General features: G+C 61.6%; 1 protein-coding gene. It reads right to left on the bottom strand.

From position 1 onward, the window contains the following. Positions 1 to 213: 213 nt before the first annotated feature. On the bottom strand, positions 214 to 17,151 hold the full coding sequence (locus ACWUI2_RS12640) for an invasin domain 3-containing protein (RefSeq protein ID WP_486983210.1): 16,938 nt from the start codon (positions 17,149 to 17,151) through the stop codon (positions 214 to 216). Positions 17,152 to 17,310 lie beyond the last annotated feature (159 nt).

The raw sequence follows: 17,310 nt of genomic DNA, 5'->3' as shown, positions 1-17,310 counted from the left end.
GCCGCGCCTGATGCCGGCGATGTTCGAAGGCGTTAACAATTTCGCCCTTTCAGGGCTGTCCGTCCTGGGGGATCTCAAAACCCAGGGCGTTGCCCTGGGCTATAGGATTCCGCCCCTTCGGGGCTCGAAACCGACGATCAGCTGGAGTTCGCCTTCCAAATCTTCGGGGCTCGAAACCGACGATGAGTTGGAATTCGTCTTCCCCGTCATGGTTTAGTTGTCCACCCGGATCCGCATGAAGCCGCGCCCTCCGGCCGTCTCGACTTCGGCGATGCCATCGAGGCGGGAGGGATCTTCCGTCGAGACGACCGTGAAGACGTCGTAGACCTGGCTCCAGGTTTGGAGATCTTCGGAGAATTCCACGGTGAACGATCGCCCGCGCTCGATCGAAAAGTCGAGCTGCAAGACTTCCAGCGGTTCATCGAAGGTGGAGACCACGTCTCCGCCCGCCAGATAATAACGGTAGGTTTCCCGCTTCGAGCGGACCAACTGCGTCGAATGGACCCGGACCACGTGAGCCCGCTCCTCGGCAGTCATCATCGCAAGTGACATCGGACCGTTCGAGGACTGAAGCACCAGATTCACCGTCGCCGCCGCCGAAACCCGCGTCGGTTCCAACTGATCGCGAACCACATATTGGAAGGAATCGTCGCCGACTTGACCCGGGCTCGGAACATAAACGACCTGGTTTCCGCTCACCACCGTGTTTTCCCCTTGAATCAGAACCGCACCGCCCGACTGATAAAGCGATCCTCGTTGCGGCAAGCTGGTGATGACAAACTCGATCGCCCGGTTATCCGGATGGAATCCTTCGAGTCGGATCGTCTTGTCAGGAACTTCCTGGGAAGGATCGACCCGAAGAGCGCCGACCCACTCCGGTCCGAACATCAAGGAAGCATCCGTCTGGAACGGCCCGTAATCGGTCACCGTGGTCCCGGTCCCATTGTCGAAGCGATACCAGGCGGCGAGTCCGATTTCATTCCCGGTCAGACTTCCCGGGTAGGAGGTCCGGATCGCTCCGGTGTTGCGCGCAATATTCCAGAGGCGGATTTCCCGAAGTTGGCCGTTGAAGAACGATCCATTGCCGAGATTAACCGGATCGCCCAAGCCGAACCCGTAGAAGAGTCCCGGATGGCCGTTGCTCCACGGCGCCAAGCGATTGCCCGTTCTAGTGTCGGGCGCCCGAACTCCGTTCAAGAAGCCGTCGAACAACTGAGCGGCGCTGTCGAAGCGGATCACCGCGGAGTTCCACGTGCCGAACTCGACTGTGCCGAGAACGATCGGAGTCATGAATGGCATCGACGGGACCCGCGCCCGGACCTGGCCGTTGGCCAATACTTCGAGCTGACTATTGCTCCATTGCGTCCGGTCGGCCCGGGCCCGCTCGCTGATAATGACCCCGGGGCCGTCCGCCCGGAACCACACCTCGATAGTCAGATCGTTCTGCCGGAAAAGCGGGCGGACGTTCTTGGTGTAAACGAACTGGTTGCTCCCTTGCAACCGCAGGGCGGTCGCGGGGAAAGTCGCCACCGGATCGCTCGGGGCCGGGGCCAGATCGACCCGAACCACGGCGGTGTTCTCGGAATAAGCCCGGCCATCGAAAGCGATCACCCGGAACGCGTTGATCGGGCCGTTGTTGTTGACGTTGTTCACGTACGGCGGCGGGGTCCAGACCAGGGTTTCGCCCGGATGAAGCTGAGTCACCATCGGCACCGCCTGGATTCCATCCTTGGTCATCGATCCGATAAAGATCCGCTCGATCCGGAGAGCCACCGTTCCTCCGTCCGGATCACCGACCCCCAGCACATCGGCCAATTCTTCGTAAGTGATCTCCACCGGCGTTCCTTCGATGGCGTTCTGCACCGTCCCGATCGCATTGATCTGAGGCGGAGCGTTGGTTCGATTGACCCGGAACCGGAGGCGTTTCGGTCCGAAAACCTGCCCGCTCCGACGGGTCTCGAATTCGAGGGTGTCGAACGTCCCGCCCCCCGCCGGGCGGAAAATGACCCGGCGATCGGCGTTCGTCACTTGAGTGGGAACATTCGAAATGCGCGTCCCGATCGTGTCGTTCGGACCGCATTGGTAAAGCTCGCCGAACAATGGCAACCGGGTGATCCATGCCGTGGTCGCTCCACTCCCTCCCTCGTGGAATCCGGGGATTTCCAGAACGAATTCCCCTTCGCGGACGGAGTCGACCATGTTCAGATTGGCGAACGATTCCACCCGGAAACCGCCGTTGACGAGCGTCGCGTTGCGAGCCGGGAAGCGGGCTTCGCGGATGATGTTGCCCGACGGCTCGTCGAACCGGTAGAGCGCGACCAGGCGCGGATAATCCGCCAAACGTTCGGGCGCGAGGAAGAGCGAACGGGAAGCGGCGAGGCGAGCGTCCGGAATTGCCTCGTTCCAGATCCGGACTTCATCAATGACGCCTTGAAAATAATTGTTGGTCAACTGGCCGATCGGCCCGCCACTCCCGAGGTGCTGCCGGTCGCGGGCGCCGAAGGCATAAAACAGTCCCGGGCGGGAGGCCTGGTTCCAGGAATCGACGATGATGGTCTCCCACGGAGCCAACCGGTCACCTACCGCGAATCCTTCGCCCGTCCCAAGATTCCGGGTGACCACGCCATCGAGCGCCCCGTCGAGCAGGCGCGAAACCGGATCGTAGCGGACCGCGGCATGGTGCCAGTCGCCGTATTCAATTTCCCCCAGCGCCACTCCGTTCACCAACTTCGTGCTGTCAGCTTCCGGCAAGTTCCAAACGCGCGCCCGCACTTCGGCGCGGCCGCCCCCGATGTCGACGACTTCGAGCTGACTATTTTGCCAGCCTCGGTCGATTTGGTTTTGCCCGAGTTCCGTCACGATGACCCCCGGCCCGAATGCCTGGAACCAAACCTCGATCGTCACCGCGTTGTCGGTGAAATGCGTTTGCAGGTTCGGAGTGATCACGTATTGCTCAAACCACGGCATCGGATTGAGCCAAAGAGCGGTTCCGCCCAACAAGCTGGCCGGTTCGAGATCGATGATCACTTCCTCTACGTCGGACTCGCGCTCGTCGCTGCTGATCACCACGTATTCGAAGGTGTCGAAATCCGCGCCCGGTTCGTCCGGAGCCGCATACAACAACAAACCGGTAACCAGGGTGCGACCACCCGGAGGGACCACGATCAAGTCGCCGCGATCGCCGTTCGGAAGCATTTGATACAACGCCCCTTTCTCCGGAAGTTTGGTGATGTAAACCGTCAGCGGTTGTCCCATCGGATCGTATCCGCCGAGATTGATTTGCACATCCAATCCCTGGATACCGACCACTCGATTCACATCGATTCCCGGGGCGAACCATTCCAGGTCGTTCACCAGATTGAAGAGGCTTAAATTGGCTCCCCCTTGCTCGTCGGCGGTAGTGTTCCCGATGCCTTCGGCCAGGCGCCAATAATGAACCAGGCCAAACTCGAATCCTTGCAACCGGGTCTGCTTCATCGCGTTCAACTGCCCGATGTCGCGAACGACGTTCCAGACCCGGATTTCACTGACATCGCCTCCCCAGAAGTCGCCGGGGGTGGCCGCTCCGTTGGAACCAATCCGGAAGAGACCGCCGGTGTTGGTCAAACTTCCGGTCACATTCTGCTGAGCCGCCAGCACTCCGTCGATATATAGTTTCTTGGTGTTGGTGACGCTGTCGTAGACCGCCGCGACATGGATCCATTCGCCATTGAACGCACCGGAGGCCGCCAGGGTGTTCGATCCGCCGGAGGTCACTCCCCCGGTCACAAACTCGATGTTGCCAGTCAACCCGGAACGGCGAAGTGACCAATCCGTCCCTTTTGCCAGCACCGTCTCATTCGCGACCGGCGCCGGATCGCTGTCGTCGCGGCGGAACCAGACCTCCACCGTCAACGCCTGGCCGAAAATCCCCGGATTCGGCAAAACCACTTCCCCGTATTGATCGACTCCGTTGAAGCGGAGCGCGCTGCCTCCAAAACTGGCCACCGGCGGCACCGCCCCGGTCACTTCGATCAGATGGGTGGCGGATTGACCAACCAATCCATTGTCGGCCGGGGAATCGGGAGTCGCCGTCAACGTCCAGTTTCCGGTCGCCGAATCGGTATAGGTGAAGGTCGCGGTCGTTTGGCCCGCCGGAATCGTCACGCTGATCGGAGCAAACGCCCAGGAACCACTGGAATTACTGGACAACAGGAAGGTTGTTGCCTGCGTCACCGGCGTCGGATCATTCGAAGCGTCGACCACCGTCAGCGTGATCGTGCCGCTCGGGAAACCGGCGGCCGCCGTGGACGGACCGGTCAAAACCAGACCGGCCGGCCCCGCGAAGGCGGTGGCGACCGCACTGCCGATCGGATCGCCGACGAACCCGTCGTGGTTGGCCCCGATGTAAGCGAACATCTCAATCGGTCCGGGAGTCTGAGCGGTCACCGTCGCGGTGTAGAGTCCGCCGCCGATGTCGGCCAAATCACCAAAGGGGAGCGAGGGTTCCTGATCGTCGACATAGAAACTGAGCGAGCTCAACAGACCCGGTAACAGGTTTCCGCCCGCATCCCGCAAAGTGACCTGGAAAACGGCCTGCTCCCCAACCGCCACCAGCGGAGTCAAGGTCTCGATGGTCGAGGTCGGACCATGCGGGAGCCCGAGGCCGACATCAAACGGAGTCGACTCACCGGTGATCGCCGGATCGGCGATCGAAACCACTTCGAGAACAAAGTCGGTTCCAAACTGGGTCGGAGTGAACTCGTACGGAGCCACGCCATCGGTGAAGTTGAGAATCACCACCGTAGACACTCCCTGGACGGTGATTTCGACTTCGTAAGGCCCATTGAGGTCGATGATGCCTCCGTTCGCGTCGAGGGCGACGATCGACGCTTCATATGGGAGGTTGCCGGTCAATTGCCCGGGGAAAGGCGAAAGCCCGGTGCCGAGCACCCCGAAAGCGGCCAACGGCTCCGTGCTGAGTGTCACCGTGACCGTTTGCTCATCGATCATCTGGGAGAAATCGCCCGGCAGCCCGATGTAAGCCGCCACCGTGTAAACTCCCGGATTCAGCGCGTTTTCGACGGCGGAGAAAATCCCAGCCGGATTGACATTCGTCGCGTGCAAGAGAATCCGCTCCCCTTCCGGCAACGGGGTTCCGTTGATTTCGATCAGATAAATGGTGATCGCATCCTCGGTCGTCACCGGATCGCCGTTCGCGTCGCGCAAGGTAACGGTCAACGTGACGTCCTGCCCGGACTCCACCGTCAACGGCGCCGCCGTGAAGGTCGACTCCCCGGCATCCGGTGCCGGAGGCGGAGCCACCACGATGGTCCCCGAGGTGACTGGGGCAAGCACCGGCGAACTGGTGAACTCGAGGGTGATTTCGCCCGCCACCGGGTGATAGAGACCGGCGAAGGTCGCGATGCCGTTGACCGCGGTGACGGTGGTGGTCCCTTGGAGGGTCCCCGGCCCACTGGCCACCGCGACAGTGACTTCGGTGGAATTGTCGGTGGAAATCAGATTCCCGAAAGCGTCCTCAATCCGGATGACCGGTTGGGTGGCGAAGGCGACACCGGTCGTCGCCGTGGCCGACGGTTGGGTGGCGATCGTCAACTGGGCCGCCGCTCCTGGCTGAACGGCGAATTCATTCGATTCCCCGACTTCAATCCCACCCGTGCGGGTCGCAATCAACTCGTAACCGGTGTCGGCGACATCGATCCGGACCGAATGGCTCTCCAACACGCCGTTCACGAAAACCGCGGTCGTTCCCGCTCCGGTGACGAGCGCGTTCTGATTGATCGAGAGATCGACCGTTCCGTCGAATCCGGTCACGGTGTTGCCGAATTGATCCTGGGCGGTGATCCGGATGTCGAAGCTTTCTCCGGCGGTCTGTTGCCCGATCACCCCGCCGCCCGCGGCCTCGACCGCGAACGTATGGAGAGCGGCGGCGTTGACCGTGATTTCATGGGTATCGCTCTGGCCCGCCAAATGCTCGTCCGCCGGCGTTCCACTGACGGTGGCGGTGAGGGTCACCAACCCCGCCAACGTGTCGGTATAGGTGAAGGTGACACTCGACTGGCCTTCGAGGACGGTCACACTGACCGGATCGAAACCGAAACTGCCGCCCGAGTCGCTGGACAAAGTAAACACGGTGTCCGCGGAGACCGCGACCGGGTTGCCATGGAAGTCGACCACGGTCAAGGTGATCAAGCCGCTGATCTCCCCGGCGGTGACGTTGTCCGGCCCGCTCAGAACGATGCCCACCGGACCCTGGGGCGTGGTATCCAACAGGAAAGTGACCCGGAATCCGATGATGTTGTTGAAATTAACCGGATCCTGGCCGTAGACCGTCGGCGCCTCGAGATCGGAAACCACCGACCCGAAATAACCGCCCCGGATAAAGTGATTCGGCGCGAAGCTGACCGTATCGGTCCACTCCCAGATATTACCCGCCATGTCGAACGCTCCGTAGTAGGTGGTCGTCGAACCATACGCGCCGACATCCGTCAGGTTTGCCACGACATTGGCGTAATTGGCGGAGTTCGATCCTCCGGGAGGCGCCTCCGCGACGGGGATCGTATTGCTTTGGGTCGGATAGAGGAAATAGCCATTGTTTCCGTCGTAGTAAGCCGCTTTATACCACTCGTCGTGAGAAGCGACCGCCACCCAGTCGACGCCGTTGACCTGGTCTCCGGAACGGGTCGCCTGGTCGACGATGTTGGAGGTGCCGTCGAAGGTGTAAAACCCGTCCTCAGTGGTGGAAGCGTCCTGAGCTCCGAGCGGTTGTCCGTTCATCAACCAATTAGCGAAGCGGGCCGCGCTGAAAAACGACACATTGTTCACCGGCTTGTTTTCAAAACCGGGCTTCACCACATAGACGTAATCGCCGCTCGAACCGAAACGTTCGATGCCGCCGAAGGGATTCGCGGCCATCGCCGTCTGATAAAGGCCGTGGAGGTCATCGGCCGCCACCGCATTCAAGAACGCGGCGTATTGAGCGTTGGTGACCGGATGTTTCGCGATCTCAAAACCGTAAGCGACCGCACCATAACCGGTGGTGTCGGCCGGATTCCCCTCGTCCCCGACCGGTACTCTCTCGATCGCGATCGGTTCCCAGATGATAAATGACACAGTCGCCGTATCCACCACCGGTTGGCCGCCCAAAAAGGCCGTCAAAGTCGCCGTTTCCGCCAGGTCGCTGGAGCGCAATTCCTGGGTGAACAGCCCCCCGCCCAAACTCTGCAAAACCCCGAGCAAAGTTCCCGCATCGGTAGCCAACGTCACCGCGCCTCCCACGATCTCCGTGTCATTGCCGAAGGCATCCTTCAATTGCACGGATATCAGGGAAACCGAGGTTTCGTCGGCGAGAATCGCCGCCGGGTCGGCGGTCACGGTGGTATTCGCCAACGTGGCAGGTCCGGCGGTGACGGAAATCGGATGCGATCCGTCCTTGCCAGCGAGACCGGCGTCGACCGGGCTCCCCGAGGTCGCGGCAGTGACCGTTTGCGCTCCCGCCATCGTGTCGGTGTAGGTGAAGGTGACTTGCGTCTGGCCTTCCAACACCGTGACCGTCGCCGCAGGCGCGAACGTGACGGCACCGCCCGAGGTCGAACTCAGGGCGAAAATGGTGTCGTCGCTCACCGCCGACGGGTTGCCGTAGGCGTCGACCACCGTCAGGGTGAAATCGGTGCTCGCCTCCCCGGCCGCGACCGTCGCGGGTCCGGTCAAATCAATTTCCGAAGGCGCCGCCGCGTCGACGTCGAATTCGGCGGAGGTCCCGGAGACGACCGGATCGGGACCGTCGAACTCGGTGGCGGTCAGTTGGAGGGTTTCCGCCAGATACAAGGTGACTTCGGCGCTCGCCGGACCGGACGCCACGCCGTTGGCAAAGGTCACGGTCGCCGGATATTGGGGCTGATCGCCGTTCGGACTGGCCGAAGCACCGGAGAATTGAAGGGTCTTCTCCCCGTCGTAACCGGTCACGATGTTACCGAAAGCGTCGACCGCCCGGATTTCGAGATCGAAAGCTTCGCCCGCGGTCCGCGCCGTCGGGGTGCCGGAGTTGCCGGTTCCCACCGCGAAAGTTTCGCCGGGGAGGGTCAGCACCAGCGACGCCAAGGCCGCCGGGGTCACTTCCACCGCTTGGGTCCCGTCGGTCAATCCGGCGCTGCTCGCGGTCAAAGTATGATTCCCCGCCCGCTCGTCGTAATAGCGGAAAGTGACCGTGCTGCTGTTTTCCGCGATCAACACTTCCGCCGGAGAAATCGGATTGCCGAAAGCGTCGCGGAATTCGCCCGCCGGACTACCGGTCCCGAGCGTCACAGTAAGTCCGGCCGGATCGGTCACCGTCACCGGGTTGCCGAATTGGTCCTGGAGTTGCAACACCAGGTCGCCCGGCGTCGTAGTGCCCGCGGTGATACTGTCAACACCGCTGAACGGATCGTTGACGAAGACCAACTGGGTCGCGGGGCCGGCCACGTAATTGACCACCGCTTCGGTTTGGCTCGCCCCGCCGTTTTGCACCGATTGACCTTCGAGGGTCGCCACGAACACGCCGCTGCCGACGAGATTCGGCGAGGTAACAGTCGCGGTGTAAGTCCCGTCGCCGTGATCCGTCACGGTCCCGATACTTCCCGTACCGGAGGCCAGGGTGATCGTCACGGTCGCTCCGCCGACAGAGATCGAGTTACCCCACGCGTCAAAAGCCGTCACCGTCAACACCTGGGTCTCTCCACCGACCGTCAAGGTCGAGCTCAACGGAGCCAGCGTGGAAGCCGCGGCGTAAGGCGCTCCGGGGACCACGGCGAAGGTATTGGAATCACCCTCGCCTCCCCCGCCGGTCGCGGTGAGAACGTATCCGGTATCCGCGACGTCGATCCGCACTTGATGGCCGGTCAAAACTCCGTTGACGAACGCCGGAGTCGTGCCCCCGCCGGTGATGAGCGCCGCCTGGTTCACCGTCAGATCGACCGTCCCTTCGAATCCGGTCACGGTGTTGCCGAATTGATCCTGCGCGGTGATCCGGATCGCGAATGGTTCCCCGGAGGTCTGCTGACCGATCGGCCCGCCGCCGTCAGCCTCGACCAGGAAGGTGTAAACACCGCCAACTCCGACATTGAACGGGGCCGACACGCCGTCGAATCCATCGGCGCTGCCGCCGTCGCCGGTGGCTTTCAGGGTCACCTCGGTTTCAGCCACATTGTAAGTGACGCCACTGATCACCACCGAGCTTTGTCCGATTTCCAGAAGTCCGCCAACCGTCCCCCCGAGATTGCCGGTTCCCGCTTCCCGTTCCAACTCGATGGTCGAGGAGGCGGTTGCCACCACCGGATTCCCGAATTCATCGGCCAGGGTAACGGTGACGTCGAACGGAACGCCCGCCACTTGATTTCCGACCGGAGCGACCACCAACTGGGAGGCAGCCGCCGGGACCACCACGATCGGATGAGCGTCACTCGCCCCCACCAAACCGGCGTCGGCCGGAGTCCCCGCAATCTCGGCGGTCACCACGTGAGGTCCGGCCAAGGTGTCGGTGTAGGTGAAAGTGGTCTGAGATTGGCCTTCGAGCACCGTGACCGCAGCCGACGGGGCGAAGGTGACCACACCGCCCGAGGTCGAGCTCAGGGCAAAAACAGTGTCGTCGCTCACCGCCGACGGATTGCCGTAGGCGTCGACCACCGTCAGCGTGAAATTGGCGCTCGCCACCCCGGCGACCGTTGCGACCGGACCGGTCAGATCGACATCCGCCGGTGCGGCCGAATTGACATCAAACTGGGAGGAGGTTCCGGAGACCACCGGATCGGGACCGTCGAATTCGGTGGCGGTCAGTTGAAGGGTTTCCGCCAGATACAAAATGACTTCCGCGCTCGCCGGACCGCTCGCCACGCCGTTGGCAAAGGTCACGGTCGCCGGATATTGAGGCTGGTCGCCGTTCGGACTGGCCGAAGCTCCCGAGAACTGGAGGCTCTTCTCCCCGTCGTAACCGGTCACGATGTTGCCAAAGGCGTCGACCGCCCGGACTTCGAGATCGAAGGCTTCGCCCGCGGTCCGCGCCGTCGGGGTGCCGGAGTTGCCGGTTCCCACCGCGAAGGTTTCGCCGGGGAGGGTCAGCACCAGCGACGCCAAGGCCGCCGGGGTCACTTCCACCGCTTGGGTCCCGTCGGTCAATCCGGCGCTGCTCGCGGTCAAAGTATGATTCCCCGCCCGTTCGTCGTAATAACGGAACGTGACGGTGCTGCTGTTTTCCGCGATCACCACTTCCGCCGGAGAAATTGAGTCGCCGAATTCGTCGCGGAATTCGCCCGCCGGACTCCCGGTCCCGAGCGTCACGGTAAGTCCGGCCGAATCGGTCACCGTCACCGGGTTGCCGAATTGGTCTTGGAGTTGCAACACCAGATCGCTCGGCGTCGTGGTCCCGGCGGTGATGCTGTCGCCGCCGGTAAACGGATCGTTGATGAAAACCAATTGGGTCGGGGGTCCGGCGACGTAGTTGACCACCGCTTCAGTTTGACTCGCCCCGCCGTTTTGGACCGGTTGCCCGTTGAGGGTCGCCACGAAAACGCCGCTGCCGACTAGATTCGGCGACGTCACGGTCGCGGTGTAGGTTCCGTCGCCGACATCGGTCACACTCCCGATGCTGCCGGTGCCGGAGGCGAATGTAATGGTCACCGTCGCTCCACCGGTCGGCAACGGATTCCCGGCGACATCGCGGGCAGTAACCGTGAGAATCTGGGTGAATCCACCGACCGTGATTGTCGAGCTGATCGGCGTCAGGGTCGATTGAGCCGCGTCGGGAGCGCCGGCGACAACGCTGACGGTGGCGATGGCCGGGAGGGAGACATTGCCCGCTTCGTCTTCGGCCGTGAAAATAATGGTCCGGTCACCGAGGGTGACGACGGTCGCTTCATTGGCATACCGGATGTCGCGGATGATCTCCTGCGCTTGAGCTGCGCTCAGCGACGAATAGTCTACTTTCTGCACGAAGAAAACCCCGCCCAAATAACCGATGTTTACCTGGACACCACCGACGGTGATGTTCGTCGGCAAGGTTCCGGAGCCGTCGGCCGCGACCGTGGTGCCGCCGAAGATGAGCTTCTCATCGACACCGTCCAGAAGACCTGCCACTTCGAGGAAAATGGTCGGGACCTTGTCGGAGTTTTCGACCAGGGTGGCCCCGTCCGCGAGATAAACGGGAAAGCCTCCCGGGCTGGCGACGGTGCGGTGGATCGAGCCGCCGTCCTCCGGATCGAGATCGATGACGGGTGGAGTGGTGTCGGGCACCGGGGCGTTGTTGGTGAGAGTGAAGCTGAAACCCGCGGCGAGGTTGCCGGCGGCGTCGCGCAGGGCATTCGTGCCGGGAGGGGTATAAGTCACTTGAACCACGTGATCATGGGGAATGCTCTGCCCTAAGGTGAGCTGGACGGCGGAACTGGTGGTGTTGACCGCCACCCCGGTGACGGCCGGGGAATAGGTGGTGGTATCTGGCCGGGTGATCAACAAGGTAAAACTGCCCGCCGCGGGGGTGACCGTGGCCAAACCGGAACCTTCCTCGATCACCGGCAAGGTGATTGCGCTGAAAAGGATCGAGCCGGTGTTCACGACCGGAGCGATCGTATCCAGGAAATAACCCTCCACATCGTCCGGGATCGGATCGACCAGGTCATTCTCCGCGGTGTCTTCGATCCCATGGGACGGACCGATTTCGAGGAACAAGGGTCCGTTGTTGACCGAGAGACCGGTGACGGTGACCAGGTATTGCATGTAACCGTCGGTCGGATTCCCGGTTCCGGTGACCCCTTCGACGACATTGATGATCCCTCCCGGGGCACCCGCTCCGGTGAGTTGGAAACTGCCGGTCGTCACTCCTTTCACCGCTTCGCTGAAGCTGACTTTAAAAGTCACAGTCGCGGCGTTGGTGATCTCCGCCAATGGATTTTCCCGCAGAATACTGATCACGGTCGGCGGAATGTTGTCAGGAACCAGATTGGTGACGTTGAAGGTAAGGGTGTTCGAAAGGAGATTCGGATTCCCGGCAACGTCAAAGACCAATCCGGCCGGCAACCAGACCGAAGCGGTGCCGTCGACCGCCGGAACGAAATCAAAAGTATAAACGTTGCCGCCCTGATGCTGGAGGTTTTGGACAGTCGCGCCGTTCGAGGTGTCGAAATCGCTTTCCGTCAGGCCTGTAACCGGCTCATTGAACGTAACCGTCACCTGCACGGAAACCGGGGCGGGGCCGGTGATCGTGGTGGTGGCGGCGCTCAGGACCGCCGGCGGCGGCGTGTTGTCGTGCAACACCGTGGCGACATCCATGAACATCGCCCCGAAGTTGTCGATGTAGGTGGCAGTGACCGTTAACGTGCCATCGGCGAACGCGCTCAAGTTGAGCGGGTCAACCGTCCAGGAGCCATCGCTCTGGACCACGACCGTATCGGCGATAGTCATCGAGCCGTCGGTGATGGTGACATAAATCAAGCCGCCGGCGGGCACGTCGGTGGTGGTTCCGCGAATGACCACGGCGTCGTTTTCGACCCGGTTCAGGATCCCGTCTTCGTTACCCGGAGGCTGATCGATCGGCGTGGTAATGGTGAGGCTCGGCGCGGTGAGGTCGATAATCATCGACGTGGTGGTAACCGCCGGATTGCCGAGAAGATCGGTTCCACTCGCCTGAATCTGAATTAAACCGGGATCGAGCGGATCCGGCACCGTCACTGACCAGGTGCCATCGGGTTGGACCGTGGCGAAGAGGGGGCCGTAATTAAAGATCCCATCGTCGTTCGTATCGATCCAGATCTCGATCTGTTCTCCTGGCTCGATATCGGTGGTTCCCGAAATGACGGGCGTCGGACTGTTGCTGCTCGGGTTGGTGGTGAAGGTGATGTAGGCACTGGTCTTGACGGTCAACTCCTGCTCGGCGACCGCCGTGTTCCCCGCCGCATCTGTTGCGGTGGCGGTGATGTCGATCACCCCGCCGAGTCCGTTGGACGGGAAGGATCCCGACACCGGGGTGGCGGTCTCGGTGTCGACACTCCAGTTGCCATCAACGTCGACGATCGCGAGATAAACCAAATCGGGGGTGCCGTTGCCATTGAGGTCGAGCGAGACGGTGACGATGGTGCCGGCGGGCAGGCCTCCGGAGGTCCCCGAAATGACCGGAGTCGGATCGCCGGTGATCGCGGTCGGTCCGCCGTTGATCGCGATCGTCGCGAAGGTGTCGATGGTCAATTCGTTGTTCGTCAGGTCGGATACACTGTCGCCGCCACGGGTCACGGTGGCGACGACTTCGTAAACGTCGTCCCCCAGAGCAGCGCCGGGAGCGACAGTCAGTGACCAGGTCGTAGGCCCGACGGTGAGATTGCCATTCAGTTCGGAATACGTCACCCCATTGAGGGTGACGCTCAGCACCGCACCCGGCACCTGGGTCCAGGTTCCAGTGACGGTCGGGGTTGGGTTGTTGGTGATTAACGGCTCGACCGCCGGGGTGTTCAAACCGTAAGCCGTCACGGAACCGGCGGCATTGGTCACGGTGCCGCTGACGGCCGACCATGGATTGACTCCCCCCTCGGGCAGCGTTCCGGACGAAGGAACGGCGGTGGCGGTGTTGAGGCTCCAGGTGCCGCCCGCTCCGATCGTGACTTGGTATTCGACCAGGTTATCGCCGTCGTTGTCGAGGTCGACCACCACCGTCACGATAGAGCCGGGTTGCATTTCAGTGGTGGTGCCGGAGATCACCGGAAACGCGTCGGTCGCGAGCGCCGAGGTATTCAAGGTGAGCGTCGGCGGAACCGGCGGCGGTGTGGTGTCGTAAGCCTGGGTGGCGCTCGCCGCGGTGCTCGGACGCCCGGTGTTGAGGCCGGAACCGGCACCCGCGGGGACGCTAACAAGAATATCCCCGGTCGAATTGGCGGGGGGCGTCACCATCAGGGTGTAAGTGGAAGGGTTAACAACGGTGAACGTTCCCTTGGTGCCGTTGGTCACCGCGATGTCACTCGCATCGAAACCAGTGACTCCTTCGGTGAAAGAAAATGTGAACGTGACCGGCCCCGTGGCCGTCCCGGGAACGTTGTCGGTGATCGTCAGGACAGGATCGGCGAGGTTGAGGGTGGCGGGACGGGTGGCGGTCAAGGCCGAAGGATTATCAGGATTTGCCCCTCCTGCGGGAACTCCCGGGATGAAAGCGGTGACAAAAACCGGACCGTTTTTCAACAACCTGACATCGGTCGAGGGGCTGGAGGTGGGAAACGTAGCAGTCCAAGTGCCGGGCGCCGTTCCTGCGGCAACAGCGGTAGTCGATAGCGTCGTGACCCCATCGCTAATTGTGACGGTCACCGTAGCGCCGGTTCGGGTAGTTGTGCCGGAAATCGTCAGGGGAGATATATGCGAAACTCCAATTTGATCAGCGGAGGCAATAGTATTAATAACAAGCGTGTTAACGGTGTTCTCAGCTTGGTTGTGAGCCAAAACCTGAATCGTCAATGGTTGGACAATATTGCCCGCCGCGTCGGTGACATTCCCCGAAATTGCGACAGCGGTTATGGTATAGGTATAAGTCGTCCCACTTGTCAGACTTCCTGCTGCGACCGACCAGGAGTATGGAGCACTTGTCGAAATTGGGACGCCGGTAACAGGTGTAAACGCAGCTCCACCGGTCCGGGTAACGTTCAATGTGGGCGGATTAGGATGAGTGGATGGGTTGGCATGGATGGGAATGTCAGTCGTGCCCGTGATGTTATGAAGGTTATTGTGCCGAATCGGCTTGTTTGTTGTATCGAAAATCCGCGGAGCCACCGTGTCCAACGTCACATTCGAATTGGTCGCACTCGCGGTGGAACCGACCACCGTCGCGGTGATATCGAGACGCCCGTCACTCAGGCTGGTCAGATTCCGTCCGGAAAGGGTCCAGGTCCCAGCGGTGATCGCCGCGTTCCCGGTGACGGTGTTTCCCTTCCAATCCCGAATCACCACGTCGACCGAAGCGCCCCCCGTGGCGGTGCCCTGGATCCGGATGTTGGTCCTTTCGGTCATGTTGATCCAGCTCCCCGAACCGACTTTATTGGCCGTATTGACGATCGCGAAGGTATTGGTCGTCGCGTCGCTGAAAATTCCGGTGATCGTGACCGAAGGGATGGTGATGGTCAGGGTGATGCTGTCGGACACCGTCCCGGTGCTATCGGTGACGCTCACCGAAACCGGCCCGCTCCACCCGCCCGAAGGACGTGTTCCCTGGATCGGCGTCGCGGTCTGGGTGTCGAGGGTCCAGGCTCCACTGCCGTCGGTTACCACCGAAAAGGTCACCCCGTCGATCGTCACCAGCACATAACCGCCGGCGTTTTCCGAAGTGCCGGAGATCACCGGGAAAGCGGTGGTCGCGGTTGTCCCGCTGGTGATCGCGACGGCGACGATCGGAACCGTGACGACTTCAACCTGCCCAGTGCCCTGCACCGATTGCGCGCCGCGCACGACGGTCGCGGTCACCGGATAGGTCTGTCCGGCGACTAGCGGCGTCAAGGCCCCCGAATAAACGGGCGGCGGGGAGGAGAGATTCAGCGTCCAGAAATTGCCGGACGGACTTAATTCGTAAGTCGCCCCGCTGATGGTAACCCGGAGGACATCGCCGGAAATATGGGTCCAGGTGCCGGTGATGGCCGGGGTGGTGTTGCTGGTGACGAGATTGTTCACCGTCGGTGGATTCAAGGCCGTCGCGGTGGTGGTGTTTCCGGCCGCATCGGTGCCGGAGGCGGTGATCAAAGCATAGCTGGTGAGCCCGGCCGCCGGCAGGGAACCGGAAACCGGAATAGCCGTCTGGGTATTGAGTGTCCAGGTTCCGCCAGAGCCGACGACGACTTGATAAGTGACCTGAGGCGTCCCCGGGTTGTTGTCATGGTCGATTACCACCGTGATAACCGAACCGACGGGAAGACTGGTGGTGCCGCTGATGGTCGGACGACCCGCCGAGTTCTGCGCCAACGGGGTGATTTCCAAATCCGGCGACGTCGTATTGAGGTTGACGGTGGTGGAGGCACTGACGGTGATATCCGCGACGGTCGTGGCGCTGGCGCTGACGGTGAGCAGACCGTTGCTGAGCGACGAAAGATTAAGTCCCGTGACGCTCCACCCTCCCCCCGACTGCACGGTGGCGTTCCCCGAGACCGAATCGATCCCATCGGAAACCGTCACGGTAACGGTCCGTCCCTCCAAATAGGCACTCGTTCCGGAGACGGTGACATTGACGCTGGTGGTGGCGTTGAAGAGGGTCCCGCCGACGGGAGTTACGATGCTGATTGAGGGACCTGCCGAAACCGGTTCGCTGGCGCTCATCGGCGGGGTCATGGTTCCCAAGGATTCGAACGTGGCGTTCTTGTCGTAATGGCGCGGCACCCCGAGAAGGTCCCCGTTAATCGGACCGCTCTGGGTCTGGCTGAATGCCACGTAACGGACGAGGGTGTCCTTGTTGAAACCTTGAATGCCGTTCGGACCGCGGGGTCCGTAATTGCCGTTCTTATCCATCGGCGACGGTTTCGCCAGGACGGTGGCGATGTCTTTAAGCGGAATTCGCCACGAAACGAAGGCGTCGATTTTGCCGTCGTTGCCAACGTCGTCGTTGCCATTCCAATGCGGATCGTTGGCGGCCGTGACGGACGCGGAATTGAAGTTCGTCGAGGAAAACGGATAAACCCCGTTGTTGGGGAGCCACCCAACCGGCAAAGGATTCGTTGAAGTCGTGTTCGGCGAGATATTGGCGTCGGTGCCGGGATCCATCAGACGAATGACCCGGCCGTTGTTCCGGGCATCGACCTGCATGAAAATATCGATCCGTCCATCGCCATTGGCGTCCATCCCCACCACCGCGACCCCGCGAAAGTTCCCCGGCGAGCTCGGATTGTCGATCCGCAAACGGAACAACAACGTGTCGTCGTCGGGATTCGAAGTGCCATTGTCGTCGAACGCGGTGTAAAGGGAACCGTGGAAATCGGATCCGATGAGGTCGGTGTCGGCCGCCCCCGCCTGACTGTCCCCGGCGGGGTCCTGGTTCAAACCGTACATGATGGCCGTCCAGCCATCCCTCCCGGCGATATTGACCGCTCCGGCCTGAAGCTGCCATCCCGGCCAGGCCAAAACAAAGGCAAACAAGACCAATCGAGCGAAATGACAAAGGAAATGAGCACTCATGACGGATGAACCTGAGGTGAAATCGAAAGCTGTCTGGACTGGAAAAACGGCCGCATTACTGGATTGACCGGCCAAAATCGCCCCTCGTGATCCCGCCGGTTTTCTGATTTGCCCCTCCTCTACTGACGAGAATTAGCCCTGACGCAATGAAATTTAGGG

This window comes from Verruconatronum alginivorum (assembly GCF_056590205.1).
Note: the sequence above shows the minus strand (reverse complement) of the source record. Positions and strands in the feature narration are given on the sequence as shown.